The sequence below is a fragment of the Gordonia sihwensis genome, from assembly GCF_029632925.1.
GTDB lineage: Bacteria > Actinomycetota > Actinomycetes > Mycobacteriales > Mycobacteriaceae > Gordonia > Gordonia sihwensis.
Genome location: NZ_CP121248.1, coordinates 3,859,226 through 3,884,676 on the forward strand (window position 1 = coordinate 3,859,226; position 25,451 = coordinate 3,884,676).

At 68.9% G+C, this 25,451-nt stretch carries 18 protein-coding genes; 5 read left to right on the forward strand and 13 right to left on the reverse strand.

Going from position 1 to position 25,451, the window contains the following annotated elements; all coding sequences use genetic code 11:
* Positions 1 to 6 precede the first annotated feature (6 nt).
* The 12 genes from P5P27_RS18405 to nadB form a co-directional block, all read right to left on the reverse strand.
* Entirely contained in the window at positions 7 to 2,823 is a 2,817-nt protein-coding gene (locus P5P27_RS18405) for a hypothetical protein (protein WP_278125444.1), read from the reverse strand.
* Positions 2,820 to 4,583: an HSP90 family protein gene (locus P5P27_RS18410; RefSeq protein WP_006896879.1), complete on the reverse strand. Its 1,764-nt coding sequence runs from the start codon at positions 4,581 to 4,583 to the stop codon at positions 2,820 to 2,822. Before P5P27_RS18410 ends, P5P27_RS18405 begins: the two co-directional genes overlap by 4 nt.
* 151 nt (positions 4,584 to 4,734) lie before the next feature.
* Entirely contained in the window at positions 4,735 to 6,183 is a 1,449-nt protein-coding gene (pntB, locus tag P5P27_RS18415; protein ID WP_006896880.1) for a Re/Si-specific NAD(P)(+) transhydrogenase subunit beta, read from the reverse strand.
* 6 nt (positions 6,184 to 6,189) lie between these two features.
* Positions 6,190 to 7,722 carry a Re/Si-specific NAD(P)(+) transhydrogenase subunit alpha gene (locus P5P27_RS18420; protein WP_278125447.1) on the reverse strand — a complete coding sequence of 511 codons (1,533 nt, stop codon included), beginning with the start codon at positions 7,720 to 7,722 and terminating at the stop codon, positions 6,190 to 6,192.
* Positions 7,723 to 7,980: 258 nt separating this feature from the next.
* On the reverse strand, positions 7,981 to 9,465 hold the full coding sequence (locus P5P27_RS18425; RefSeq protein WP_278125449.1) for an FAD-binding protein: 1,485 nt from the start codon (positions 9,463 to 9,465) through the stop codon (positions 7,981 to 7,983).
* A 125-nt stretch (positions 9,466 to 9,590) separates the two neighbouring features.
* On the reverse strand, positions 9,591 to 10,079 hold the full coding sequence (locus P5P27_RS18430) for a ferritin (RefSeq protein ID WP_082083933.1): 489 nt from the start codon (positions 10,077 to 10,079) through the stop codon (positions 9,591 to 9,593).
* 157 nt (positions 10,080 to 10,236) lie between these two features.
* Positions 10,237 to 12,498, reverse strand: coding sequence for a heavy metal translocating P-type ATPase (locus tag P5P27_RS18435; RefSeq protein ID WP_278125451.1), 2,262 nt, complete (start codon positions 12,496 to 12,498; stop codon positions 10,237 to 10,239).
* Positions 12,495 to 12,641, reverse strand: a complete 147-nt coding sequence (locus P5P27_RS18440) for a hypothetical protein (protein WP_169317718.1) — start codon at positions 12,639 to 12,641, stop codon at positions 12,495 to 12,497. Before P5P27_RS18440 ends, P5P27_RS18435 begins: the two co-directional genes overlap by 4 nt.
* Before the next feature lie 20 nt (positions 12,642 to 12,661).
* A complete protein-coding gene (locus P5P27_RS18445) occupies positions 12,662 to 12,868 on the reverse strand; it encodes a heavy-metal-associated domain-containing protein (protein ID WP_006896886.1) in 207 nt (68 codons plus the stop codon).
* A 64-nt stretch (positions 12,869 to 12,932) separates the two neighbouring features.
* Positions 12,933 to 13,268, reverse strand: a complete 336-nt coding sequence (locus P5P27_RS18450; protein WP_006896887.1) for a metal-sensitive transcriptional regulator — start codon at positions 13,266 to 13,268, stop codon at positions 12,933 to 12,935.
* A 186-nt stretch (positions 13,269 to 13,454) separates the two neighbouring features.
* Positions 13,455 to 14,543: a hypothetical protein gene (locus P5P27_RS18455; RefSeq protein WP_278125455.1), complete on the reverse strand. Its 1,089-nt coding sequence runs from the start codon at positions 14,541 to 14,543 to the stop codon at positions 13,455 to 13,457.
* A gap of 35 nt (positions 14,544 to 14,578) precedes the next feature.
* Entirely contained in the window at positions 14,579 to 16,204 is a 1,626-nt protein-coding gene (gene nadB, locus P5P27_RS18460; RefSeq protein ID WP_278125458.1) for an L-aspartate oxidase, read from the reverse strand.
* Between the two features lie 179 nt (positions 16,205 to 16,383).
* On the opposite strand from nadB, the gene P5P27_RS18465 reads away from it, so the two are divergent.
* Positions 16,384 to 17,772 carry an ABC1 kinase family protein gene (locus P5P27_RS18465; RefSeq protein ID WP_006896890.1) on the forward strand — a complete coding sequence of 463 codons (1,389 nt, stop codon included), beginning with the start codon at positions 16,384 to 16,386 and terminating at the stop codon, positions 17,770 to 17,772.
* A 42-nt stretch (positions 17,773 to 17,814) separates the two neighbouring features.
* A complete protein-coding gene (pgfA, locus tag P5P27_RS18470; RefSeq protein ID WP_006896891.1) occupies positions 17,815 to 19,359 on the forward strand; it encodes a cell envelope lipid trafficking protein PgfA in 1,545 nt (514 codons plus the stop codon).
* 50 nt (positions 19,360 to 19,409) lie between these two features.
* Here pgfA and P5P27_RS18475 read toward each other — a convergent pair whose 3' ends face one another.
* Positions 19,410 to 21,086 (reverse strand): FAD-binding dehydrogenase, encoded by a 1,677-nt coding sequence (locus tag P5P27_RS18475; RefSeq protein ID WP_006896892.1) that lies wholly within the window; start codon positions 21,084 to 21,086, stop codon positions 19,410 to 19,412.
* A gap of 211 nt (positions 21,087 to 21,297) precedes the next feature.
* Here P5P27_RS18475 and P5P27_RS18480 point away from each other — a divergent pair, with 211 nt between their 5' ends.
* From P5P27_RS18480 to P5P27_RS18490, 3 genes are all read left to right on the forward strand, one after another.
* Positions 21,298 to 23,070 carry a long-chain-acyl-CoA synthetase gene (locus P5P27_RS18480; protein ID WP_278125461.1) on the forward strand — a complete coding sequence of 591 codons (1,773 nt, stop codon included), beginning with the start codon at positions 21,298 to 21,300 and terminating at the stop codon, positions 23,068 to 23,070.
* 282 nt (positions 23,071 to 23,352) lie between these two features.
* Positions 23,353 to 24,309: an alpha/beta hydrolase gene (locus tag P5P27_RS18485; RefSeq protein ID WP_062367230.1), complete on the forward strand. Its 957-nt coding sequence runs from the start codon at positions 23,353 to 23,355 to the stop codon at positions 24,307 to 24,309.
* Between the two features lie 96 nt (positions 24,310 to 24,405).
* Positions 24,406 to 25,413 carry a Dyp-type peroxidase gene (locus tag P5P27_RS18490; protein WP_006896895.1) on the forward strand — a complete coding sequence of 336 codons (1,008 nt, stop codon included), beginning with the start codon at positions 24,406 to 24,408 and terminating at the stop codon, positions 25,411 to 25,413.
* Positions 25,414 to 25,451: the final 38 nt, after the last annotated feature.

A 25,451-nucleotide genomic window follows, 5' to 3' on the forward strand; every position in this document is an offset into this window, starting at 1 on the left:
CGCGGATCACTCGTCGTTCAACTCGAACGCCAGCTGGTTGAGCCCTGGATGCTCGGGGTCGAGCCGTAGTCCTTCGAGCACCAGGTCCCACGCCCGTGCGCGCCCGTCGTCGCCGCCCGCCTCCACGGCCATGAGCGCCTGCAGATTCAGTCCGCTCAACGCCAGCGGAAGCCAGTTGGCCGCCGACGATCGCTCCACCACCGACTGCAGCAGCGACTCGGCGCGCTCGGGGTCCGTGGACCGGAGGATGTCGGCGCGAGCGAGATCGAGCCGGGTTCGCTCGAAATCGACCGGACCGTCGACGCTCAGCTCGTCGTAGACGCGCTCGGCGCGCTCCAGCAGGCTCACGGCGGTGGCGTCGTCGCCCCCGAAATGAGCGGCCAGAGCGGCGGATCGGAGCACCTCGCCGAGATCGTGCTGCGCGCCGAACTCGGCGAACAGCTCCGCCGCATGGTCGAAGTCGGCCATCGCCTCGGGGTTCCGTCCGAGATCCATCAGTTCGCCCGCACGCGCCTGATACAGCTGCGCGAGGTACCCGGGATGTTCGTCGCCCACCACCGTGTCGAGCACTCGGGAGAACGAGATCACCGCGTCGTCCGGGAGCCGAGCCGACGATTGCGCACGGCCGAGCACCGCGAGACCGGCGGCGACGGCATCCTCGTCGCCGCGCTCGGACATCCGGTCGATCACCGGCCGTACCGCCTCGATCACCCGCCGCGCGTCGTCGCCTCGCGAGAGCTGCATCCGGGCCAAGTCGATCAACGCGGCATCGGCTTGATGATCGAGGCCTTCCACCATCCAGACGGCGATCGCCTGCTCCTGATCGGTCACCGCACCGTCGAAGTCCTCGGCCGCCGTGATCCGGAGTTCGGCCCGCTGAGCGAGCAGAGGCGCACGCTGCGCGTACCGGGAGTTCTCGACGGCCTCGTCCAGCAGACGCAACGCCGCCTGCTCGTCGCTCATCGACTGCAGTTGCGCGGCGAATCCCAGGACGCCGGCCAGCTGGGCGTGGGCTTCGAGGCGTTGGTCGGGCGTCGAGGCGGCCGCGACCATCCGGCGGGCTGAGACGAGCGCCGCATCGATCTCGGCGTCGGGAGAGTATCCGGCGGCGGCCCGCATCGACGCCGCCATGATGTGCAGCGCCGCCGCGATCGAGTAGGCATCGGCCTCCGCCGAGCCCGGGCGCGACGCCATCTCGTCCTCCACGAGGCGGATCTCGCCCGCCAAGCCGCGTCGCAGCGTCTCGATCCCCGCGTCCACCGCACGGCCGGCTCGCTCACCGTCCACGGGTTCGCTCGCCACGGCGACGAAACGCCAGTAGTTCGCCTGAGACAGCGCGGCCCACGCCGGATCCGGGTCCGGCGCCGACAGGAGCCGCTGCGGATCGAGGACGCCCTGTGCCGCCGCCTCCACATCGGCCATGAGTTCGGCCTGCGCCGCCATGGCCGGATACTCCGCGCGCGCCGCCGCAGCGGCTTCCCGCAGTGCCGCCTCGGCGGCGTGACGATCGCTACGGCGCAGGTCGGAGGCCAGCATGATCCGGGCCCGCGCCAGGCTGCGGCCGGTGAGTTCGCCGATCCGGCCCGCGAGCGCCTCGGCGCACGCCTCGGCCCTGCGACTCGAGACCATGGAGAACACGGCCATGCCGCTCATCAACTCCTGGGCCGTCCGTTCGGCGACCGGCTTCACCCGGTCATCGGGCCGACCCGCGGCGCGGAGCGCCAGGGTCTGCTCGACCCACGTCGAGACCGCGCCGCTGCCGTTGCGGATGTCGAACCCCCGGGCGATGTCGCGCGCCACGTCGGCGAGTTCGGCCGCCAGATCGGCCGCCCGTCGGGTCCGGGCCGGACGACCCGGATCGGTGTGATGGGAGATCACAGCGTCCCCGTCCACCGCCGCGGCCGAAGCGAACGCCGCCGACAGCGCCGCGGCCAGCCGTGCCCGGTCGAGCGGCGTGAAGCAGTCGTCCAGATGGGGCAGGCGGCTCACCGCCAGATCCCGTGCCCGCCCGAGCTCACCGACGCGCAACAGCGCGGGAATGGCTTCGGCGTGGCCGGTGGAGCCCGGGAACTCACCGTAGATCCGGTCGATGTGCTCGGCCGCCAGTACGACGTCGTCGCGCCGGCCGGCCGCGGCGTAAGCACCGATCAGCGCGACATGCGTCTCGGCGGGGAAGAACCCGCATCGCTCGCCGTCGTCCACTAGATCCGGCTCCGACAACTCGAGCGCTCGCGCGTGATCGCCGCACCGGCTGTAGAGCGCCGCGACCATCGCTCGCGCACCCTCCCGGCAGGTGCCGGCCGGCGGAGCGAAGTCCCGGCACTCGTCGAGGAACCGGCGGGCCGCGTCGGGGTCGCCGCGGTGCAGTGCGATCTTCGCGCGCACCACCGCGACCAGCGCATCCGACTCGTAGCCCGTCCCGCGGGTCCGCCGGATCCAGTCGTCGAGCAGATCTCGCACTTGGTCGAGCGACAGTTCGGGGACGTCGGGCACCGATTCGAGGAAGTCGACGAGCGTGGTGTTGAGCTGTTCGAGCTGTGTCGGCTCCAAATCGAGCGTCGCCGCCTGGCGGTCGTGGGCCCGGAGCATCCACGCCAGCAGAGTCAGCACGTCGGCCGCGGTCCCGGACCACAGCGCCGCGTAGGAGGCCTCGAGCCGGACGACGAACCGCCAGTAGTCGTCGCCCAGTTCGTCGGCCCGGGCGATCAGCGCGGGAAACGCCCCGAAATCCTCGTGGCCGAACCGCGGATCCCCGTACCGCGCGTGCCAGAGGTCGTTGACGAAACTCTCCAGACGCGGATCGTGCGTCGGCTGGTCGGTCACCTGGCGCCCGCCCGAGTAGCGAGATCCGCCAGCAGCATCACGGCTTCGTCCACGTCCCTGGCCGCGTCCGACGACAACGATCGGTGCGCTCGCACCAACGCCTGGCTGTAGACCGTCCGGACCAGGGCGCCCGCCACCGTCGGATCGGTGATCGACGGCAACCGTCCCACGAGCGTGTTCGCCACGTTCAGCAGCAGCACCGGCCGGCTCGGCACCTGATGGTCGTGCGCGTCGACCGCGGCGACCGCGGCCAACCACGCGTCGGGGTCCCCGGCGACCTCCGACAGCATCTCGCGACGGTCGCCCGCGAGTTTCGCCGAGTCATCGGTCAGCAGCACACCCGAGAGTTCGCCGGGCTCGATGGCCGTCAGATCCACGTCGCAGCCGTACGGCGCCAGCGCGGTTCCCGCCAGGGCGAGGGCACCGGCGAACCGCGTCCGCACATCGTCACCGACGTCTCCCAGCGCGGTCAGCAGCATCTCCTGCGTCACGTACTCGCCGGTGATGTCGGGGTCGGCGGCGATCAACGCGCGGACCACACCTGTCTCGAAGGCGTAGCCGGCGTTGACCAGGCCGAAACCCCGGCTGCCCAGGATGTCGCCGAGGACGCGGAAGTCGTCGACGCTGCCGGTGTACCGCAGGTCGCCGAATCTCGCTCGGAAGGTCGCGAGCGGCATCGGCCCGTAATTGGTCTCGAAGACGCAGTGCCGGTCGACGAAACCCAGCAGTTCCGGCCGGTGGGCCGCGAGCGCCTTTATCCCCTGCTCGTGGACGCTGAGGAACTTCGCTCGTGTGGCGGGCCGCTGCTCGAGCCCGGCGAGCCAGGCCAGAACCTGCGCGCCGAGCGACTCGACGACGTCGTGGAACAGATCGTCGCGCACCACGCTCTCCCTCGATGCGGTCGGAGTCAGTCCGGTGGCGTCTACGACGACCCGCACGAAGAACGCCCACTCCGGGAGCAGCTCCGCGAGGTCGCCGACCAGGAGTCCCTTGACGTGGACGCGGTGCTCCGACCGTGCCACGAGGTCTCCGCCGCTGGGCGGAACGAACGCGACGCCGCGCAGACCCGCTTCGGGGATGTCGACCTGAAAGGTGTCGAGCGGAGTGAATCCGAACTCGTCCTGGCAGTAGGCGACCTGCGCGGCGACCCGGCGACCCGCCTCGGCCGCGAAGACCTCGACCGGTGGATTGACTCGGCGTCCGTTCACCGTGACCGGGGTCGGGTGCAGGGCGGTGTATCGGGCAGCCAGCGAGGCCACGCGGTCGGGATCGAGCCACTGCTCGAATCCCGGACGTGCGCAGATCCGCACGGTGGTGCCGGTCTCGCTCCGGTCTCCCGGTCCGGTCTCGACGGTTCCGGACGCATCGCCCACCCACCGGACGGGGTCATGTCCTTCGGCCTTCGACGAGACCTCGATCCGGTCCCCGGCCAGGAATCCGCTGAGCAGCCCGACGCCGAACTGGCCGATCGTCGCCTGCTCGGAGAATCCGAGCTCGTCCCGTTTCGAGCTGCGGCCGATGGTCCCCAGCAGCTCGGCGATCTGGTCCGCCCGCATCCCGACGCCGGTGTCGGAGATGACGAACTCGGCCCCGTCGGCCGTGATGACGATGGGTTGATCGACGCTCGGGCGCTCGGTCTGGGCGTCGATCGCGTTCTGAAGCAGCTCCCGGACGAATACGCCCGGGTTGGTGTACAGATTGTTCCCCAGTACATCGATGAGTCCGCGCAGGTCCACATCGAAGACCCCAGTTTGCTCCATGTCTGTCGATGGTAGGGGTCGCCGGTGACACTCCCGGGCCCCGGGATCGGCGAATCCAGTCGTCCGGCGAACCGAGGCCGCACCGCCCCCGGGACGACGAGCACCCCGCCGATCCGGACGGATCGACGGGGTACTCGAGTTCGGTGCCCGGTTACAGAGCAGCGATGATGTCTTCGACGCGGTCCTTCGCGTCACCGAAGAGCATCTGGGTGTTCTCGCGGAAGAACAGCGGGTTCTGGACGCCCGCGTAGCCGGCCGCCATCGAACGCTTGAAGACGATCACGTCCTTGGCGTTCCAGACCTCCAGCACCGGCATGCCCGCGATCGGCGAGCCCGGATCCTCCGCGGCAGCCGGGTTCACGGTGTCGTTGGCGCCGATGACCAGCACGACGTCGGTCTCGGGGAAATCGTCGTTGATCTCGTCGAGCTCGAGCACGATGTCGTACGGCAGCTTCGCCTCGGCCAGCAGCACATTCATATGGCCGGGGAGACGACCGGCCACCGGATGGATGCCGAACCGGACATCGATGCCCTTCGCGCGCAGCCGGGACGTCAGATCCGCGACCGGGTACTGCGCCTGGGCCACCGCCATGCCGTAGCCCGGGGTGATGATCACCGACTTGGCGCCGGACAGGAGCTCGGCGGCAGCCTCCGCGTTGATCTCGCGGTGTTCGCCGTAGTCGGTGTCGTCGGCCGGTCCGGCCTCGATGCCGAAACCGCCGGCGATGACCGAGATGAACGACCGGTTCATCGCTTTGCACATGATGTAGCTCAGGTACGCACCCGACGAGCCGACCAGCGCACCGGTGACGATCAGCAGATCGTTGCCGAGCAGGAAGCCCGAGGCCGCGGCGGCCCAACCGGAGTACGAGTTCAGCATCGAGATGACCACCGGCATGTCGCCGCCGCCGATGGAGGCGACCAGATGCCATCCGAGGAACAGCGCCAGAGCGGTGATGACCGCGAGCAGGATCATCGACGTGGTGTTGTCGTGGGTGTCGGACGCGACGTACACGCCCGTCAGAACCGCGAACACCACCAGCGAACCGACGTTGATGAAGTTCTTGCCCGGAAGCATCAGCGGCGCCGACTTCATCTTCGCCGAGAGCTTCAGGTTGGCGACGATCGAACCGGTGAGGGTGACCGCACCGATGAAGATGCCGATCGCGATCTCCGCCTCGTGGATGTTGGTCAGCGACCGAACGTTTCCGGGATCGACGCCTGTGACGTCGAAGCCTTCGATCGCCCCGTTCCAGCCGATGAGCACGGCGGCCAGACCGACGAACGAGTGCAGCAGCGCGATGAGCTCGGGCATGCCGGTCATCTCGACGATCTTGGCGCGCCACAGACCGATCAGCGCGCCGACGACCACGGCGCCGAACATCAGGACGATCGGCACCCACTTCATGTCGAGCGAGTCGAGGTCGACGATGTTCTTCAGGACCAGGACGATGGTGGCGACCAGCGCGATCGCCATGCCGACGATGCCGTAGGTCAGACCGCTCTTGGCCGACTCATGCTTCGACAGTCCGGCGAGCGAAAGGATGAACAGCAGCGATGCGATGACATACGCCGCAACGGTGATTGCAGTGATTCCCATGAGTGATCACGCCCCCTTGCTGAACATGGCGAGCATGCGACGGGTGACCGCGAAGCCACCGAAGATGTTGATCGATGCGACCAGAATCGCGATCGTCGACAGGATCTGAACGGTCACATTGTCGGACGCGATCTGCAACAGCGCACCGACCACGACGACACCGGAGATGGCGTTGGTCACCGACATCAGCGGCGTGTGCAGCGCGTGCGCCACATTGCCGATGACGTAGTAGCCGATCACGATCGCCAGCATGAGCACCGTGAAGTGCTGCGGGATCGGCGGCGGCGCAAAGGCCACCACCAGACCGAAGATCACGATCCCGACCAGCGAGAGCGCGACCTTCTTGGCGGGCGACATCGGCTCCTTGGGCGGGGCGACCTCGGCCGGTTCCGCGGCGGCGGCCTTCGGTGCCGCCGACACCTGTACCGGGGGCGGCGGCCACATGCCCTCGCCGTCGCGCGTCACCGTGATGCCGCGCTGGACGACGTCGTCCATGTCCAGCGTCAGCTCACCGTTCTTCTCCGGCGTCAGGAGCTTCAGCAGGTTGACGATGTTGGTGCCGTACAGCTGCGAGGTCTGCGCGGCCAGCCGGCCCGCGAGATCGGTGTAGCCGAGGATCGTGACACCGCCGGGGGTGACGACCTTCTCGTCGGCCACGGTGCCCTCGGCGTTGCCGCCGTTGGCCGCCGCCATGTCGACGATCACCGAACCGTTCTTCATTCCGGCGACGGTGTCGGCGCTCAGCAGTTTCGGTGCCGGACGGCCCGGGATCAGCGCGGTGGTGATGACGATGTCGGCGGCGCGGGCCTCCTCGTCGTACATCGAGGCGGTCGCGGCCTCCTGCTCGGCCGTCATCTCCTTGGCGTAGCCGTCTTCGGACTTCTCCGCCTCGAAGTCGACCTTGACGAACTCGGCGCCCATCGACTCGACCTGCTCGGTCACCTCGGGACGCACGTCGAAGGCACGCACCACGGCGCCCATCGCCGAAGCGGCACCGATCGCCGCCAGACCGGCCACGCCGGCACCGACCACGAACACACGCGCGGGCGGAATCTTGCCCGCCGCGGTCACCTGACCGGTGAACATCCGGCCGAACTCATGTGCGGCCTCGACCACTGCGCGGTAACCCGCGACATTGGCCATCGACGAGAGAACGTCCATGGACTGTGCACGCGAGATACGCGGTACCGCGTCCATCGCCAGCGCGGTGATGCCCGCACTGCGCAGCTTCTCCAGCAGTTCCGGATTACGGGCTGGAGCCATCATCGAGATGAGGACCGCACCGCGCCGCATACGGGCGATCTCGTCGTCCGTCGGGGCGTTGACCTTGACCACGACGTCAGCGGCCCACACCTCGTCGGCCGAACCCAGACGCGTGCCCGCCTCAGCGAACGCCCCGTCCGGCTGCTCGGCGCGATCACCGGCGCCGGCCTCGACGATCACCTCGTAGCCGAGCTGCTGCAGCTGCGCCACCGTCTTAGCGGTCGCGGCGACGAGAGTCTCGCCCGCCTTTGATTCCCGGGGGATACCGATCAGCATTTCACTGCCTCTCCCACACTCATATTCAGCTTCACCTTGTCTTACAGAACATGGCGCACGATGATTCGACGCCAACGCTGTAGACGACAGGCGGGAGCCCCACGGGATGTACGGGCGTCTAAGCCTGCGTCGGCCAGTGCTTCATCGAACTCGCGCGACACGCCGCAGGTGGCCACGTGACCGACCCTGCTGATGGAAAACGTGGCATGACGTTAGCACGCCCTGCCACGCGGACCAGGGGCCGGTTAGATACGTCACTTACCGGACAGTAACCCGATTTCGCACGGTCGCTGCATGTGCCGCGTGACGCCCCGCCCGGCGACCGAAGTACGAGCCCTCCCCCAGTTGGGTGCCGCTGGCGTAGCCCTTTCCGTCCTGCGCGAGGTTCGCCGCACAGGCTCCGGCGGCGTACAGTCCGTCGATCACGGAGCCCTCCTCGGTCAGCACCTGGCCGTCCAGCGAAGTGGCCATGCCGCCGACGGTGAACCCGGCGTACAGCGCCTTCCCGAGACTCATGTCGAACGCCGCCCACGGCCCGGTGTCCTGCGGCGCCCGGAACTCGGGGCTCTTGTGGAAGTCCGGATCCTCGCCCTTGGCGGCGTACTCGTTGTACCGATCGAGGGTCGCGTGCAGCGTGGCCCGATCGAGGCCGAGGCCGTCGGCCATCTCGTCGACCGTCTCCCAGCCGTCGATGAAGGGCGCCAGCGGGAACTCGGGCCGCTGCATGTGCGCCTCGTCGACGATGAGGAAGGCGGCGCGGTCGGTCTGGTCCATCACGAATCCGGACGTCCGCGAGTGATAGGAGTCCTCCGCGACGAACCGCTTGCCCTCCTTATTCACGACCAGGCCGGTGAGGAGGATCGACGGCGGGTACACCGGCGCGGTGATGAACGCCTGGTCCATGTGCTTGAGTCCGGCGCCCACCGAGGCGCCCATTCGGATTCCGAGACCGTCGTCGTAGGTGCTGCCGAGCGTGAACGGCTTCTCCGCCAACTGCGGGACGTACTCGGCGACCATGTCGGGGTTCATGACGAATCCGCCCGCGGCGATCACCACGGCGGAGGCGCGAATGAAACCGTCCTCGCCACCGGCCTTCCAGTAGGCGCCGACCACGGCACCGGAGTCGTCGACGACGAGCCTGCGCGCCCCGACCTCGTAGCGGATCGGCACGCCCCGCTCGCCGAGACGCTTCACCAGGAGCTCGATCACCATGCCCGCGCCGCCGGTGTCGCCGGGCACGGGCACCTTGTGACCGCGCGGCGCCGGGACGGCCTGTTCGCAGAACGGCCACACCTTCTCGTTGCCGGTGTACATCAGTCCCTGGGTCTGCGGTTGGATGACCGCCTTCTCCGGGTAGTACGAACGCTCGAACTGGAAGCCGAGCGACTCGAGCCAGCCGAAGTGCTCCACGCTGTCGTCGCAGTAGGCCTTGATCTTGTCCGGCTCCGGGTCGCGCGAGACGGCGGTGATGTACTTGGCCATCTCCTCCGCGCTGTCCTGGTGTCCGGTGGCCGTCTGCACCGCGGTGCCACCGCCGAGGTAGAAGTGTCCTCCCGCCATGCAGGTGGTGCCGCCGGCCGCGGCCGATCGCTCGAGCACCAGCACCGACGCCCCGGCCTCCGCCGCTTCGAGCGCCGCGCAGCAGCCGCCGATGCCTGCGCCGATCACCAGCACGTCGACGGTGTCGCTGTACTCGGCGACGTCAGAGGCATTCACGATTTCAGGGAGGTCCAGTCCACTCATGGGAGACAGCCTAGACCAGAAATAGAACGTGTTCTAGAGACTTGGGCCGGCCGGTTCCGGGCCCCTATATAAGAGGAATGGCCCGGCACCCCGTTGGGGCGCCGGGCCATCGGCTCGTTGATCTGTCAGACGTTCGACGACGCCAGCTCCGCATCCATCCGAAGGAGGCCGGAGCCGTCCTCGTTCACCAGTTGCAGGCGACCGACGATCTCGCCGACCGTCGCCTCCTCTTCGACCTGCTCGGAGACGAACCAGTCGATGGTCGGCCGCGAGTCGATGTCGCCCTGCTCCTGTGCGAGCCGGTACAGCGCGCGGATCGCTTCCGAGACGTCGCGCTCGGCGTCGAGCGCCACCTCGAAGATCTCGGTGACCGTGTCGGCCTTGACCGACGGAATCGTGATGTCGCCGATGAGCGGGCGGTTGTCGCGGTTGGTCATGTGCTCGATGAGGCGGTCGGCGTGGCTGAGTTCTTCCGAGGAATGGCTGCGCATCCACGAGGCCATTCCGGGAAGGTCGCGCAGTTCCAACTCGATTGCCAACTGCCGGTAGAGCATCGCCGATTCGAATTCCCGGGTGATCTGCTTGCTGAACTCGACTTCGAGTTCCTCATTCATTTTCATATCCGCTCCCCTGCATATGAATTCCTCGACGAGACCTTCGCCGCGATGATTTCACAATAGGCCCGTAAACCGTCTCTGACCAGCGAGGAAAGGTTTACCGAAATGATCTGAGGTTTGGTAATCCTAAGACTTCGCCGCCATCCGCTACGGCTTACGCGGAGACGCGACGAGACCGGAATCCGCGCAGCCGCAGACTGTTGGCGACGACGAATACGGAGGAGAAGGCCATCGCCAGACCCGCCATCATCGGATTGAGCAGAGCCGCGGCGGCCAACGGCAGCGCCGCCACGTTGTAGGCGAACGCCCAGAACAGATTCCCCTTGATGGTGCTGAGTGTCTTGCGCGACAACGCGATCGCGTCGACCACGGCCCACAGGTCGCCGCTCACCAACGTGAGATCGCCCGCCTCGATAGCGACGTCGGTGCCGGTTCCCATCGCCAACCCCAAGTCGGCCGAGGCCAGTGCCGCGGCGTCGTTGACACCGTCGCCGACCATCGCGACCACGCGGCCGGACTCCTGCAGGCGGCGGACCGCGTCCACCTTCCCGTCCGGCGTCACATCGGCGATCACCTCGTCGATGCCGACCTGCGCCGCGACATGCCGCGCGGCACCGTCGTTGTCGCCGGTCAGGAGTACCGGACGCAGCCCCATCCGCTTGAGTTCGGCGATCGCCGCCGCCGACGTGGGCTTGACGGTGTCCGCCACCACGATCACGCCGGCCACCGCGTCGAGATAGGTGACCACGACGGGCGTCGCCCCCTCCGCCGAGGCCGTGGCGATCTGTTCACGCATCCGCTCACCGAGCTGAACGGGGACGTCACGGGGACCGGTCACGGTGACGCGCAGTCCGTCGATGAACGCGGTCACGCCCGCACCGGCGAGATTGCGGAAGTCCGCCGTCTCGGGAACCTCGAGCCCGAGTTCGGCGACGTGCTTGCAGACCGCGCGGCCGATCGGGTGCTCCGACCCGGACTCCACCGCCGCGGCCCGCGCCAGCAGGTCGTCCGCATCCACGCCGTCGGCGGTGATCACGTCGCGGACGGCCATCTCGCCGGTCGTCACGGTGCCGGTCTTGTCCAGCGCCACGGTATCGACTCGGCGAGTCGACTCGAGCACCTCGGGCCCCTTCAGCAGGATGCCGAGTTGGGCTCCCCGGCCGGTCCCGACCATCAGCGCGGTGGGGGTCGCGAGACCGAGCGCGCACGGGCAGGCGATGACCAGGACCGACACCGCGGCCGTCAGCGCCAGCGTCACACCGCCGCCGACACCGAGCCAGAAACCGAGCACGCCCGCCGCGATCGCGATCACGACCGGGACGAAGTACGCCGAGATCCGGTCGGCCAATCGTTGCACCTGCGCCTTTCCCGCCTGCGCGTCAGCGACCATCTTCGCCATGTGGGCGAGTGCGGTATCGGCGCCGACCGCCGACGCCTCCACTTCGAGGCGGCCGTGCGCGTTCACCGTGCCGCCGACGACCTTGTCTCCCACCGCCACCTCGACGGGGATCGACTCGCCGGTGAGCATCGACTGATCGACAGCTGAAGCTCCCGAGACCACCCGGCCGTCGGTCGCGATCTTCTCACCCGGCCGGACCACGAATCGCTCTCCGACCTGCAAGTCACCGATCGGAACCGTGACCTCCCGACCGTCGCGCAGCACGGTCACGTCCTTGGCGCCGACTTCGGCGAGCGCGCGCAGCGCGTCACCCGCGCGGAGCTTGGCGCGCTTCTCGAAATAGCGGCCCGCCAGCAGGAAGGTGGTGACTCCCGCCGCGGCCTCCAGGTAGATGTTCGACGATCCGTCGCCGCGGGAGGCGATCAAGTCGAAGCCGTGGGTCATGCCGGGCACGCCGGCGTCACCCCAGAACAGGGCGTAGATCGACCACCCGAAAGCGGCGAGGGTGCCGACCGAGACCAGGGTGTCCATGGTGGTGGTGCCGTGCCGGGCTCCGGCGAGCGCCGCCCGATGGAAGGGCAGCGCACCCCACACGACCACGGGTGCCGCGAGGGTCAGCGACAGCCACTGCCAGTAGGTGAACTGCCATGCGGGGACCATCGCCAGCGCGATCACCGGAACCGTCAGCACCGCCGATACGACCAGCCGCTGGCGCAGAGCGGTCAGCTCGGCCTCGGCCCGCGACGGCGCCGGATCCTCGTCGGCCTGCTCGGCGTCCGTGGCCACCGGACGCACCGGTTCGGCGTCGTATCCGGCTGCCCGGACCGCCTCGATGAGGTCGTCGGAGGTCACGTCGCCGTCGTATTCCACGTGCGCCTGCTCGGTGGCGTAGTTGACGGTGGCGGTGACTCCGTCGAGTTTGTTGAGTTTGCGTTCGATCCGGTTGGCACACGAGGCGCACGTCATCCCGATCAGTTCCAGATCGAGTTCCCGGTCGGCGGCGATCGGCTGCGTCATCTGTGCGTTCCCTCCTGGTCGTGCTGCATCTGGGTGCCGTGGGACGGCTGCGGCGCGGTGTCCCAGGGGCCGACGGCCCGGCCGACGCCGAACATCGCCCCGAAGACCACCGCGAGACCGGCGGCGAATGCGGCGATCCGCACGCCCGGTCTCGCCGACGCGGTCACTGGACCCGGTAGCCGGCCTCGGCGACAGCAGCGCCGACGGCGGCCGGATCGAGCGGGGCGGCGCTGGTGATGTCGACGCGACCGCTGGCCACATCGACGTCGACCTTCTCCACTCCTGCGATCTCGGAGATCTCCTCCCGGACCGAAGCTGCGCAGTGGCCGCAGGTCATGCCAGTGACGGTGACAGTGGTGGTGGTGCTCATGGATTCTCTCCTCATTCGTGTGATCTGGTTGATGTCGTCTGTCGGGAAACGGACGCGCCCGCGGTCAGGACTTGACCAGGCGGGTGATGGCCTTCATGGCCTCATCGACCTTGGCCGCGGCGGCCTCGTCGCTTTCGCGTGCGGCTTCGACCACACAGTGGTTCATGTGGTCGTGCAGCAGCCCGAGCCCCACGGACTCGAGCGCCTTGGTCATCGCCGACACCTGCGTGAGGATGTCGATGCAGTACGCCTCCTGCTCGACCATTCGCTGCAGACCTCGGGCCTGACCCTCGATCAGCTTGAGTCGACGGATGAACTTGTCCTTCTCGGGCAGGTATCCGTGGCCGGTGTGCCCGCCGCCTGCATGGTCGCGGGCGGTCGCCGTCTCGTCGGTGGTCATCCCGCCTCCCTTCGATACCCCCTGTGGGTATCTCAGTCACAGTTCTACTCCGAATTTCGGCGTACGTCTACCCCCTAGGGGTATCGAATTTCAGGAGGGCATGCGGTACACGAAAACTTTGGCTCCCGGACCGGGCTGACAGAACGGTGCGGGAGCCAAAAAATCCGGCGACGGGCCGAAGTCGATTCAGCGGGAGGGTTTGAGCGCGTCCGCGAGACGGCCCAGCGATTCGGCGACATCGAGGAGCGCCGCCGACACCTCGCCGTCTTGAGCGGCCTCGGGAAGCGACCGCACGTGCGCGGCCGCGTCTTCGACGACTTCCGCCACCGACCACACGTCGGAGTCGCCCGGCAGTGGTCGGCGCGCGACCGGGATGCCCATCCGCACGGGATCCCAACTGGAGGAGATCACCTCGACCATCGGGGTGGTGAGCACCAAGGCCGCGCCGGGCCGGACCTCGAGCATGTTCGGGTCCACAGTGGCCGCACCGGCGGAGTCCTCCGCATCGTGCGCCGCCCGATGCCTGCTGCGGCCGGCCTCGGCCGGCCGAGGTGCCGGATCCGCGTCCTCACGCAGCCGCCGCCGACGCCCCCGCTTCGGTTCGGCGTCCGGCGCCTCCACCACCTCCGCATCGATCACCTGCTCCGCCGGTTCGAAGCGCGCGGGACCGGAGACCACCGCCTCCGGCGCGCGCGGACCGTCCGGACGGTGCTCGGCGACGTAGTCACCGCGCGACTGCGGCCAGGCGGGTGCGGCCGGGTGGAAACTGCTCTCGGGAAAGACCAGCAGATCCGTGGTCGGCAGATCCCGGAGGCTGGGCATCCCCGCGAAGAGATCGTCGAGCGCCGAGACGCTGAACGACTCGTCCTCGGGCGGCAGCGGCGGCGGTGATGCCGGGGCGGACCGAGGCTCCGGCACAGGCGCCGGTGCGGGCGCGCTGTCCACGACCGGCTCGGCCGGGAAGTCGCGGCCCACCGGCGCGGCGTACCGGTGCGGACCGCCGTGACCGGCGAAGAACAGACACGGCGCACCGTCGAGAGCCTGCGAGGGACACTCGAACTCCTCGGCGAGGGTCTGCGCACCGCGCGCGTAGTCGTCCCACATCAGCCAGCGACGGCGACCGGAATGGCTCTGCGCGCCGTCGGATCCGTGGGCGCCGTCATGACCGGCGGGCAGCACGCAGGCCACGAGCCAATCGTGGGAGGGCGTCAGATGCAGTGCGCAGCGCTCATCGGGAGTGGCGACGATCGACGACCAGCAACCACCACCGCGCATTGCACATCACCTTCCCGTGAGTTCCCCGATCGAGTCTACGGAGCCCCTCCGACACTGGCCATAGGCTCGGCAGATCCGGCACAGGTCACCGGCCGGAGGCGCGGGACGCTGCGCATCCGGCCTTCGACGAGGGCGAAGTACCGCGGTTGCGGCGCCTCCTCGCTCCCGGGGAAGTCCGAACGGTAGTGACAGCCGCGCGACTCCCGGCGCTCGAGCGCGGCTGCGACCACCGCACGCGCCGCCAGGGTGAGGTTGGCGTCCTCGATGTCGGCCACGGTCGCGAGACCGCGAAGGGGTGCGGCCTCGAGCAGCGCACCGACCGACGCCAGGCCCTCGGCGTTCCGGTCGAGCGCGGCCGCCTCCGACATCGCGTCCTGCAACTCGATCCTGTCGCATGCGGGCAGGACAGGCGGCGCGCAGGCCGGCACTCGCGGCGGCTCGACCGCCGCGAGTTCGACCGCCGCCAGTGCCGCCGACCGGCCCATGACCAGCCCTTCGAGAAGGCTGTTGGACGCCAGCCGGTTGGCGCCGTGCAACCCTGTGCGCGCCACCTCCCCGGCCGCGAGCAGACCCGGCACGCTGGTACGACCGTCGCTGTCGGTCACCACACCTCCGCAGAGGTAGTGCGCGCCGGGGACCACCGGCAGCCGCGCGCCCGCGAGGTCGAGCCCCGAGGCCCGCACACCGGCCGTGACAGTCGGGAACCGGCGCACGAAGTCCTCCACTCCCGAGATGTCGAGCCAGACGTGCGGCCGACCGGTCCGCCGCATCGCCGCGGTGACCGCCCGTGCGACAACGTCCCGCGGGGCGAGATCGCCCTGCGGGTGCACGCCGGCGGTCACCGGGGCGCCGTGGTCGTCCACCAGCACGCCGCCCTCCCCGCGCACGGCCTCGCTGACCAGCGTGCGCCTGCCCCGCGCCCCGGGCACGTACAGCATGGTGGGATGGAACTGGACGAATTCGAGGTCGGCGACCTGTGCTCCGGCCCGAAGCGCCAGCGCCACACCGTCACCGGTCGACGCAGCGGGGTTCGTGGTGGCCGAGTACACGTGACCGAGACCGCCGGTCGCGAGCAGCACCGCCGGCGCCCGGACCACCCCGCGACCGCCGGCGGTGACGAACTCCAGCCCCGCGGCGCGACCGTCGCCGGTGAGGATCGCGGTGGCCGAGGCGTGATCGATGACTCGGATCGGCGCCGCGGCGACCGCGGAGGCGAGCGCCTGCTGCACCCGCGCGCCGGTGGCGTCGCCGCCTGCGTGGATGATGCGACGGACGCTGTGGCCGCCCTCCCTGGTCCGCAGGAACCGGCCGTCGGCCCCCAAGTCGAACTCCGCGCCCCAGCCGACCAACTGGGTCACCGCCGGCCAGCCCCCGGCCAGGATCGGCTCCGTCGCCACCGGATCGGTGAGTCCGGCACCGGCGGCCAGTGTGTCGGCCAGATGCAGGGCCACCGAGTCGCCGGGGTTCCCGGGCTCCACCACCGCGATGCCGCCCTGCGCGTAGAAGGTGGACGCGGAGTGCTCCGCGCCCGGCTGCGCCCATGTACGCCCCTTGGTCAGCACCGTCACCGTCAGCCCGCGGGCCGCAGCCGTCAGCGCAGCCGTCAGCCCCGCCACACCCGCGCCGACCACCACGAGGTCGGCGCGACTCTCCTCGACCATGCTGAGCTCCCAACGAAAGGCGATCGACAGGTTATCGACTGTCGATCGAAAACATGCGGTCGAGACTACGCCGCCGTGAGCCGGAGCACTAGTGGCCCCCTGCCTCGACCCCGACACGACGACCGCCGCGTCGGCCCGGCGGTCGGCGCCCATTCGCCCACTACACTTGGGCAACTGTGATGACCAATCAGGAATCCCCCAGCGCGCAGGCACGCCCCGGCCTGCCCAGCGTCTCGGCGGTCACCGAGGTCACCCGCTTCACCACCACCGCCGGCCACGCCGCGGCCGGCGCCGGGCGGCTGGCGCTCGGCGCGGTGACCGGACTGCTGCGCGGGCGCCCGCCGGGCACCTCCGACGTCGCCCATGAGGTGCGCCGGACGTTCGAGCACCTCGGTCCCACCTACGTGAAGCTCGGTCAGCTGATCGCGTCCAGCCCGGGAGTGTTCGGCAACACCATGGCCGACGAATTCGAGACCCTGCTCGACCGAGTCCGACCGGCCGACCCCGCGCTGGTGCGGCAGGTCTTCGTCGAAGAACTCGGCGCCGAGCCCGAAGCGGTCTTCGCGCAGTTCGATCCGGTACCGATCGCGTCGGCCTCGATCGCCCAGGTCCACACCGCGACGCTGGCATCGGGCGAAGAGGTGGTCGTCAAGATCCAGCGACCGGGCATCGCCGACCGGCTGGCGCCCGACGTCGCGATTCTGGAACGTCTGGCCGGGCTCGTGGAGATGTCCGAGTACGGCCGTATGCTCAGCGCGCGCCACGTGGTCGAGGACTTCGCCGACGGACTCGGTTCCGAGCTCGACTTCCGCAACGAGGCCGCCACCATGGCCGAGTGGTTCGAATGTCTGCAGCCCGGTCCCTTCGGCGACCGAGTCCGGGTCCCGCGCGTGTACGGCGAGCTCACCACCGCTCGGGTGCTGACCATGGAGCGGATCCACGCCACCCGGATCGACGACGTCCGCGCCGTCCGGGCCGCGGGGCACGACGGTGTGGCACTGTGCCGCAATCTGCTCCTCTCACTTCTCGATTCGGCATTCCACGGCGGACTGTTCCACGGCGATCTGCACGCGGGGAACGTCCTCGTCGACGACCAGGGGAAGCTGGTGATGCTCGATTTCGGCATCGTCGGCCGGTTCGACGCGCGCACCCGCCGCATCCTCCGGCAACTGGTCGTCGACCTCATCGTCAAACAGGACTACGATGCCGCCGGACGCGCGATCTTCCTGTTGGGCGCGGTGCACAATCCGGGGTCGACGGCCCAGGGCGGCGCCGACATCGAGAAGGTGGCCGCACCGTTGTCTGCCACCGACATGGCCTCGATGTCGTACACCGATCTGGGGCGCCGGCTCGCCGCAGTCGCGAAAGCCCACGACGCGCGGCTTCCGCGGGAGTTGGTGCTCGTCGGCAAACAACTGTTGTATGTAGAGAAATACATGAAGCTGCTGGCTCCGCGCTGGAAGGCGATCTCCGATCGCGAGATCTACGGCTACATGGCGGGAATCATGAAGGAAGCCGAACGCGACCGACGTGGTCGCCGGCCGGCGTCCGACACGACGAAGAGCTGACCGAAGCACGCAGATCGACCGATACAGAGGAGACGACCCGATATGAAACGTGCCGCGCTGGCATTGCTTGCCTTCCTCGGCGTCGCGTGCATCGTCGCGGCCATCGCCGTCCCCACCTACCTGGTGCCGAGGCTGAAGGTGGTGCCCCTCGACCTCGACATCACGTCGGTCGCGACCACCGTTCCCACCGACGGTGACTCGGCGAACCGCTTCCCGGCCACCATCTTCGACCGTTGCTCGGTCACCAAGTCCAAGGCTGCGACTCTCGAGGCTCATCTGACGCAGCAGCGGCGGTCGGTCATCGTCGAGCCGTCGAACAAGGACCAGGCGACGGTGCAGTCCGGCCAGACGGTCCAGATCGACCGCGTCCGCGACGCCGCGGGCAAGGAGAGCGACCCGACGATGGCGTCGAGCGACGCCGACCGCAAGTGCAACGACGGCCTGCTGAACGCGACGGTCGACCGAGTGTCAGTGAATCGCAAGACATCCGCGCCCAACGGTGCAGTGAGCGAACTGCAGCTGGAGGCGGTCCCGGAGGGCGGCAACGTCGAGGAGGCCTCGGTGAAGCTGGAGGACCGCAAGGGCTTCCAGTACAAGTTCGGATTCGACGTCGGCAAGCGCGAGTACTACTACTACGACACCACCACCCGTCAGGACGCGATCGCCAAGTACGTCGGCGAGAAGACCATCGACGGCGTCAAGACCTACCATTTCGTCGCTGACGTTCCCGAGACCGACCTCTCGAATCTCCCGAATCCGCAGGGCGACGCACCGCTCGGCACCATCCTGGACATGCCTGCCAAGTGGTGGGGCATCAAGGGCAAGGGCGTCAAGCCGAACGACATCGTCACGATGCACCGCTACGCCAAGGCCACGCGCAATGTGTACGTGGAGCCCGTCACCGGCACCATCGTCTACGGCGAAGAGGACCAGGAGCAGTACTTCAAGTCGCCGGACGACAGCGACGACTCGCCGCGCGCCGTCCGCGACTTCCGCATGGATGCGCTGAAGGGCACGTTCAAGTGGAACGACGAGACGGTCTCGCACCAGGCGCAGCGGGCCCAGAGCTACCTCGACCAGCTCAAGTGGGGTGGCACGATCACGCCGATCATCCTCGGTGTGCTCGGTGCGCTGTTCCTGATCGCCTGGGCCGTGCTGGTGTGGCTGGGGCGCCGACGCGGCGACGGGCCGGACGACGCCGACCAGACCCGCGGCGACGAGCCGACGCCGGATGACGGTGGTGCGGGCGAAGCCGCGAGCCCGGAGGCCCAGACCACGGTGATTCCGACGCCGCAGGGCGGGCCGTACGAGCAGTACTCCGCCGGTGAGACGACGACGGTGCTGCCGCAGACTCCGCAGGAGCCGTCCACCCAGGCCATCGGCGGCTACGGTGCGATCTCGTCACCGATGGATGAGGCCCAGACCCAGTCGTTCGGGGCTCCCGCCGACGGATTCGCCCCGATCCCGGGATCTGAGGGCGCGCAGTCCGGTTCGCCTTATCCGTTCGCCGATCCGACGCGCCCGATGCCCGACGTGGAGCGCTACCGCACCCCCGACCAGGATCAGCCGGGCCGGCACGAGCGCTGACCGACGGCCCCGTCCCGGCCGGATGCGTGATCCGGCCGGGACGGCGGCGGTCAGAGGCGCGACTGTCGGGCCACCGCCCGTCCCGCGGCGCGCCCGGAGAAGATGCAGCCGCCGAGGAAGGTTCCTTCGAGCGCGTTGTAGCCGTGAACGCCGCCCCCGCCGAAGCCGGCGACCTCGCCCGCGGCGTACAGACCGTCGAAGGCGCTGCCGTCGGGACGCATCACCTGCGAGTCGAGATTGGTCTCGAGACCGCCCAGCGTCTTCCTGGTGAGAATGTTGAGGCGCACCGCGATCAGCGGGCCGTGTGCGGGATCGAGTAGACGGTGCGGCTTGGCGACGCGGACCACCTTGTCGCCCAGGTAGTTCCGCGCATTGTGCACCGCCATCATCTGCGCGTCTTTGCTGTAGGAGTTCTCTACCTGTGAATCTCGTGCGGAGATGAGCCGTTCGAGGGACTGGAGATCGACGTGGCCGCCGCGGCCGATCTCGTTCATCCCGGCCACCAGATCCGAGAGATTGTCGCGGACCACGAAGTCGACTCCGTGCCGAGTGAAAGCCTCCACCGGCCCCGGCATCCCCTTGGCCAGGCGGCTCCTCGCCGCGGTCTTCAGCGACTTCTCCGTGATGTCGGGGTTCTGTTCGGATCCCGACAGCGCGAACTCCTTCTCGATGATCGACTTGGTGAGGACGAACCACGAGTAGTCGTAGCCGGTGTCCAGAATCGCCTTCATGGTGGCGTTGGTGTCGAAACCGGGGAAGTTGGGCGCGGGGAGACGATTTCCGTTCGCGTCGAGCCACAGCGACGACGGGCCGGGAATGATGCGGATGGCGTGGTCGGACCAGATCGGGTTCCAGTTCATGATGCCCTCGGTGTAATGCCACATCCGGTCGCGATTGACGATGTTTCCGCCCGCGGCCTCGGTGATCCCGAGCATGCGTCCGTCCACGTAGTCGGGAACGCCCGCGATCATGAACTCCGGCGCGGGGCCGAGCCGCTCGGTGGGCCAGTTCTCGCGGACGAGGTCGTGGTTGTGACCGATGCCGCCGGAGGTGACGATCACTGCCCCCGCCCGCAGCTCGAAGTCTTTGACCTCGGTGCGAGAGCTCGGTACGCCGCGCTCGGCGTCGGTGGGCTCGAGGACCCGCCCACGCACCCCGACCGCCGCACGGTCCTCAACGATCAGTTCATCGACCCGGTGCCGGAACGCGAAGGTGACCAGTCCCCGCTTCTCCGCCTCGAGTACCGGCTCGGCGAAGATGCGGACCACCTCGGGCCCGGTGCCCCAGGTGAGGTGGAACCGCGGCACGGAGTTGCCGTGGCCGTCGGCGAATCCGCCCCCGCGCTCGGCCCATCCGACCACCGGTGTGAAACGGAGACCGAGATCGTGCAGGTACTGCCGCTTGATCGTCGACGCGAACTCGACGTAGGCCCGCGCCCACTGCCGCGGCCAGTAGTCCTCGTCGTCGCGGTCGAAGCCGGCCGATCCCATCCAGTCCTGGAGAGCGAGGTCGGGCGAGTCCTTGATGCCGAGCCGACGCTGTTCGGGACTGTCGACGAGGAAGAGTCCACCCAGTGACCAGAACGCCTGGCCGCCGAGATTCTGTCGATTCTCCTGATCGACGACGACCACCGTGCGCCCCGCCTTGGTCAGTTCGTAGGTGGCGACCAGTCCCGCCAACCCCGCGCCCACCACAATGGCGTCCGCCGCTTGCGTCTGCTTCAACACCCGACTCGTCCTCTCCGCGAAGATGTGTGGCCCATCGCACAGGCCGTCGGGACTGACACTACCCGCGCCGGCCGGGGCCGCCGACGGGCGGAAGTCCCACGCGCACCGGGCGAGAGCGGGGACGTCCCGCGGCGACCGAACTCGCCACGCCGCGGCGCGCACGGCCCGATACTGAGACGACACGCACGATTCGTCTGACGAGGAGGCACCCGTGGCCGCACCGACCCCGACCGTTCATTCCGCGGCAGCCGATCCCGTCACCTGGGCGTCGATGGCGCGGGGCGTCCTGGGGCTGCTGCGCGACGTTCCGGTCCTGGCCCGGCAACGGCCGTCGCTCATTCATTTCGACGAACACCGGAGATGGAGTGTGGGCCGGGCCTTCGCCGCGGCGGCGGCACGCCATCCCGATCGTCCCTTCCTCCGCACCGGCGGCACCGTCCACACGTACGGCGAGTGCAACCGCCGCGCCAACCGGTGGTCGGCCGTGCTGGCCGAGCACGGGGTCCGCCGCGGCGACGTGGTCGCGGTGATGGCGCACAACAGTCCGGAATGCGTGATCGCGATGCTCGCGATCGTCAAGCTCGGCGCGGTGACGGGAATGGTGAACCACACGCAGCCGGGCGACGCCCTGGATCACAGCTTCGGTGTGCTCGACGACGCGAACCGCCGCGGCGCCCGGCTCGTCGTACTCCACGACGACGAATGCGGCGAGCAACTCGGCGCCCTCACCGGCGTCGACACCGATCCGATCGCCCTGGCCGAGATGGACGCGCGGGGCTCCGCGCTCGCGGCCCGGAATCCCGCGGTGCAAGCGGACCCGCGCGCGACCGCGGATGTGCGAGCCGACGACCCCGCGTATTACATCTTCACCTCGGGTACCACCGGCTGGCCCAAGGCCAGCGTGATGAGCCACGGGCGCTGGCAGACCGCGATGAACGGATTCTCGATGGGCCTGCGGCTGCGGTCCGACGACGTCCTGTTCGTCACGCTGCCCTTTTATCACAACAACGCGCTGACGGTCTGTGTCGCGACGGCGCTCGCGGCCGGCGCCTGCCTGGCCATCAGTCCGAAGTTCTCGGCGAGCCGCTTCTGGGACGAGGCCATCGAGAACGAGGCGACGGCCTTCTGCTACATCGGCGAACTCTGCCGCTACCTGCTGGCTCAGCCGCCCCGGCCCACCGACCGCGCGCATTCGATCCGGCTGGCCGCGGGCAACGGCCTGCGCCCGGAGATCTGGGACGAATTCGCCAACCGGTTCGGGATCGACCGGATCGTCGAGTTCTACGCCGCGAGCGAATCGAACATCGGGTTCGTCAACATCCTCGATCAGCGCAAGACCGTCGGCTTCTGTCCCCTGCCGTACATCGTGGTCGAAGCGGACGAAGCGACCGGACTGCCGGTCCGCGGCCCCGACGGCCGCGTGATCGAGGTCCCGAAGGGCACACCCGGACTGCTGCTCGGGAAGATCACCCGGCTGGCCCGGATCGACGGATACACCGATCCCGCCGCCACCGAGAAGAAGATCGTCCGCGACGCCCTCAAGGACGGCGACTCCTACTTCAACACCGGCGACCTGGTGGCCGACGTCGGGTTCCGGCACGTCGCCTTCGTCGACCGCCTCGGCGACACCTTCCGCTGGAAGGGCGAGAACGTGGCGACCACCCAGGTGGAGGCCGCACTGAACGCGGTGCCCGGCGTCGCCGAGTCGGTGGTCTACGGGGTGGCGGTGCCGGGTGCCGACGGTCGCGCCGGGATGGCCGCGGTGGTCGTCGAGGACGACTTCGACCCCCGGCTGGTCGCAGCCGAGCTGCGCGCCCGGCTACCGCACTACGCGGTGCCGCTGTACCTCCGGGTGGTGCCGGCGCTGGCCCGCACGTCGACCTTCAAGAATCAGCGCGTTGCGCTCCGCGAGGAGGGCTACGCGAATACCGGCGCGGACCCCGTGTACGAGCTCGGCGATGACGGCTACGTCCGGATGGCCTGAATCCGGCGCCGTCGCCGACAAATCCCGCGAGGTTTATCGATTTGTGACCTGACCGCCGCAAACGGGTCCCGAAACGGCTACGACCAGCACCGAACCGCCCTCTTGCCTTTGCGGCAGCGTCGGGAGTCCGTTAATCTCACCACTCGTGCGGGGGTGCTGCGGGTCGATCGACCCGCGGCGACTCGGGCCGATCGGCTCACGGATCGAGATCGGGGCACCGCTCCGGCCCCGATCCGGTGACACGACAGTCGCTCCCGCGACCGAACAGACCGAAGGATTCATATGCGAAAGAGCGTCGGCAAGCGCTTGACGATCGCGATCGCCGCCCTGGCGACCCTCGTCGGCACCGCAGTCTCCGTCACGCCGCAGGCACAGGCCGCAGGCACCACCGAGTACGTGTACTCGAACGCGATGCACCGCAAAGTCCCGGTCCGCATCGTCGACGGCGGCGGGAGCGGCCCGAAGCCGACGCTCTACCTGCTCGACGGCCTGCGCGCCCCGAACAACACCAGCGGCTGGCTGCAGAACACCAAGGTCGACAGCTGGATGGTCGGCAAGGGCACCAACGTCGCGATCCCGTTCGGCGGCGGCGGCAGCTTCTACACCGACTGGGAGCAGCGCGACCCGAAGCTCGGCGTCAACAAGTGGGAGACCTTCCTGACGCGTGAGCTGCCCGCGTACATGAAGAAGCACCACAACAGCGACAACCGACGCAACGGCATCGCCGGCCTGTCGATGTCGGGGACCGCGGCCCTGAACCTGGCCTCGCGGCACCCCAGCTTCTACAAGGCGGTCGCGTCCTACAGCGGCTACCCGACCGTCACCATGCCCGGCTTCACCCAGGGCATCCAGGCCTCGGTGGCCGAGATGGGCGGCAACCCGACCAACATGTGGGGCTTCTACCCCGCAGGCGAGTGGTTCGCCAACGACCCGTTCCTGTCGGCGGGCAACCTGGCCGGGCACTACGTGTACGTGTCCTCCGGGACCGGCGTCGGCAGCAAGTACGACTCGAGCCTGACTCCGGGCAGCGGCAGCTTCAACCCCGTCAAGTTCGCCCAGATGGTTCCGCTGGAGGTCGCGGCGTCGACCAGCTCCCAGCTGTACATCGCCCGCGTCGCCACCGTCCCCGGCGTGCACCTCACCACGCACATCACTCCGGACGGCGCGCACTGGTGGGACTACTGGCAGGACCGCTTCAAGCAGTCGTGGGCCACCACGTTCCGCCCCGCGTTCTTCTGATCGGACACACCGCTCACGATGGCCGGCACCCGCCAGGGTGCCGGCCATCGTGAGTCTGCGCCGGAAACTGTCCGATCGCCGCGTTAGGCTGGTTCCGTGCCCACGCCTCAGACGATCCTCACCCGTAAGACCGGCGCCGCCGCCTTTCTCGTGTTCACCGTCAACGACGGCGGCGAGGCCGCGGTGCGCGACGCGCTGGCCGAGTTGCCCGGACTGTCGACGGCGGTCGGCTCCCGCGCCCCCGAGTCGGCGCTGACGGCGATCGTCGGAATCGGATCGCAGGCATGGGATCGGCTGTTCGCCGGCCCGCGCCCGAAGTCGCTGCGGCCGTTCACCGCGCTGGCCGGTTCCGTGCACTCGGCGCCCGCCACCCCGGGCGACCTATTGCTGCACGTGAAGGCCGACCGCATGGACCTGTGCTTCGAAGTGGGCCAGCGCTGGACCGAACGCCTCGGCGACGCCGTGACCACCGTCGAGGAGGTTCACGGCTTCCGCTACTTCGACATGCGCGACCTCATCGGTTTCGTCGACGGCACCGAGAACCCGGTCGGGCAGGAGGCGATCGACGCCATCACCGTCGGCGACGAGGATCCGGATTTCGCCGGCGGCAGCTACGTCGTCACGCAGCGGTACGTCACCGATTTCGAGTCGTGGAACGGTCTCCCGGTGCCCGAGCAGGAGAACGCGATCGGCCGCACCAAACTCGAGAACATCGAGATGGACGACGATGTGAAGCCGGCCAATTCGCACATCGCGCTCAACGTCGTGACCGACGACGAGGGCAACGAGATCGACGTGGTGCGCGACAACATGCCGTACGGCGACATCTCCGGAAGCGGAGAGAAGGGCACGTTCTACATCGCGTACTCGAGCGCGCCTGATGTGAGCGAGGAGATGCTCCGCCGGATGTTCATCGGCGAGCCCGAGGGCAACTACGATCGTCTGCTCGACTTCACCACCGCGGTCAGCGGAGCGCAGTTCTTCGTGCCCACCCGCGACTTCCTCGAGGAACAGCCGCCCGCCCCCGGCCCGGTCCCCGAGACCGCCCCGGAACAGCCCGACGCCCGGTCGGACGGCTCGCTCGGAATCGGCTCCCTCCGATAGCCGGCGATCACCGGCCGCTCGGGCCGGTCAGCGTTCCC

Bases quoted from the DNA above. Each gene is read 5' to 3' on its own strand.
- P5P27_RS18430 (WP_082083933.1), bottom strand. From the start codon at position 10,079: ATGAATGAGGAACTCGAAGTCGAGTTCAGCAAGCAGATCACCCGGGAA.
- nadB (WP_278125458.1), bottom strand. From the start codon at position 16,204: ATGGTCGAGGAGAGTCGCGCCGACCTCGTGGTGGTCGGCGCGGGTGTG.
- P5P27_RS18485 (WP_062367230.1), top strand. From the start codon at position 23,353: ATGCGAAAGAGCGTCGGCAAGCGCTTGACGATCGCGATCGCCGCCCTG.
- pgfA (WP_006896891.1), top strand. From the start codon at position 17,815: ATGAAACGTGCCGCGCTGGCATTGCTTGCCTTCCTCGGCGTCGCGTGC.
- P5P27_RS18435 (WP_278125451.1), bottom strand. From the start codon at position 12,498: ATGACGCAGCCGATCGCCGCCGACCGGGAACTCGATCTGGAACTGATC.
- P5P27_RS18465 (WP_006896890.1), top strand. From the start codon at position 16,384: ATGACCAATCAGGAATCCCCCAGCGCGCAGGCACGCCCCGGCCTGCCC.
- P5P27_RS18450 (WP_006896887.1), bottom strand. From the start codon at position 13,268: ATGACCACCGACGAGACGGCGACCGCCCGCGACCATGCAGGCGGCGGG.
- P5P27_RS18420 (WP_278125447.1), bottom strand. From the start codon at position 7,722: ATGCTGATCGGTATCCCCCGGGAATCAAAGGCGGGCGAGACTCTCGTC.
- pntB (WP_006896880.1), bottom strand. From the start codon at position 6,183: ATGGGAATCACTGCAATCACCGTTGCGGCGTATGTCATCGCATCGCTG.
- P5P27_RS18455 (WP_278125455.1), bottom strand. From the start codon at position 14,543: ATGCGCGGTGGTGGTTGCTGGTCGTCGATCGTCGCCACTCCCGATGAG.
- P5P27_RS18410 (WP_006896879.1), bottom strand. From the start codon at position 4,583: ATGGAGCAAACTGGGGTCTTCGATGTGGACCTGCGCGGACTCATCGAT.
- P5P27_RS18445 (WP_006896886.1), bottom strand. From the start codon at position 12,868: ATGAGCACCACCACCACTGTCACCGTCACTGGCATGACCTGCGGCCAC.
- P5P27_RS18425 (WP_278125449.1), bottom strand. From the start codon at position 9,465: ATGAGTGGACTGGACCTCCCTGAAATCGTGAATGCCTCTGACGTCGCC.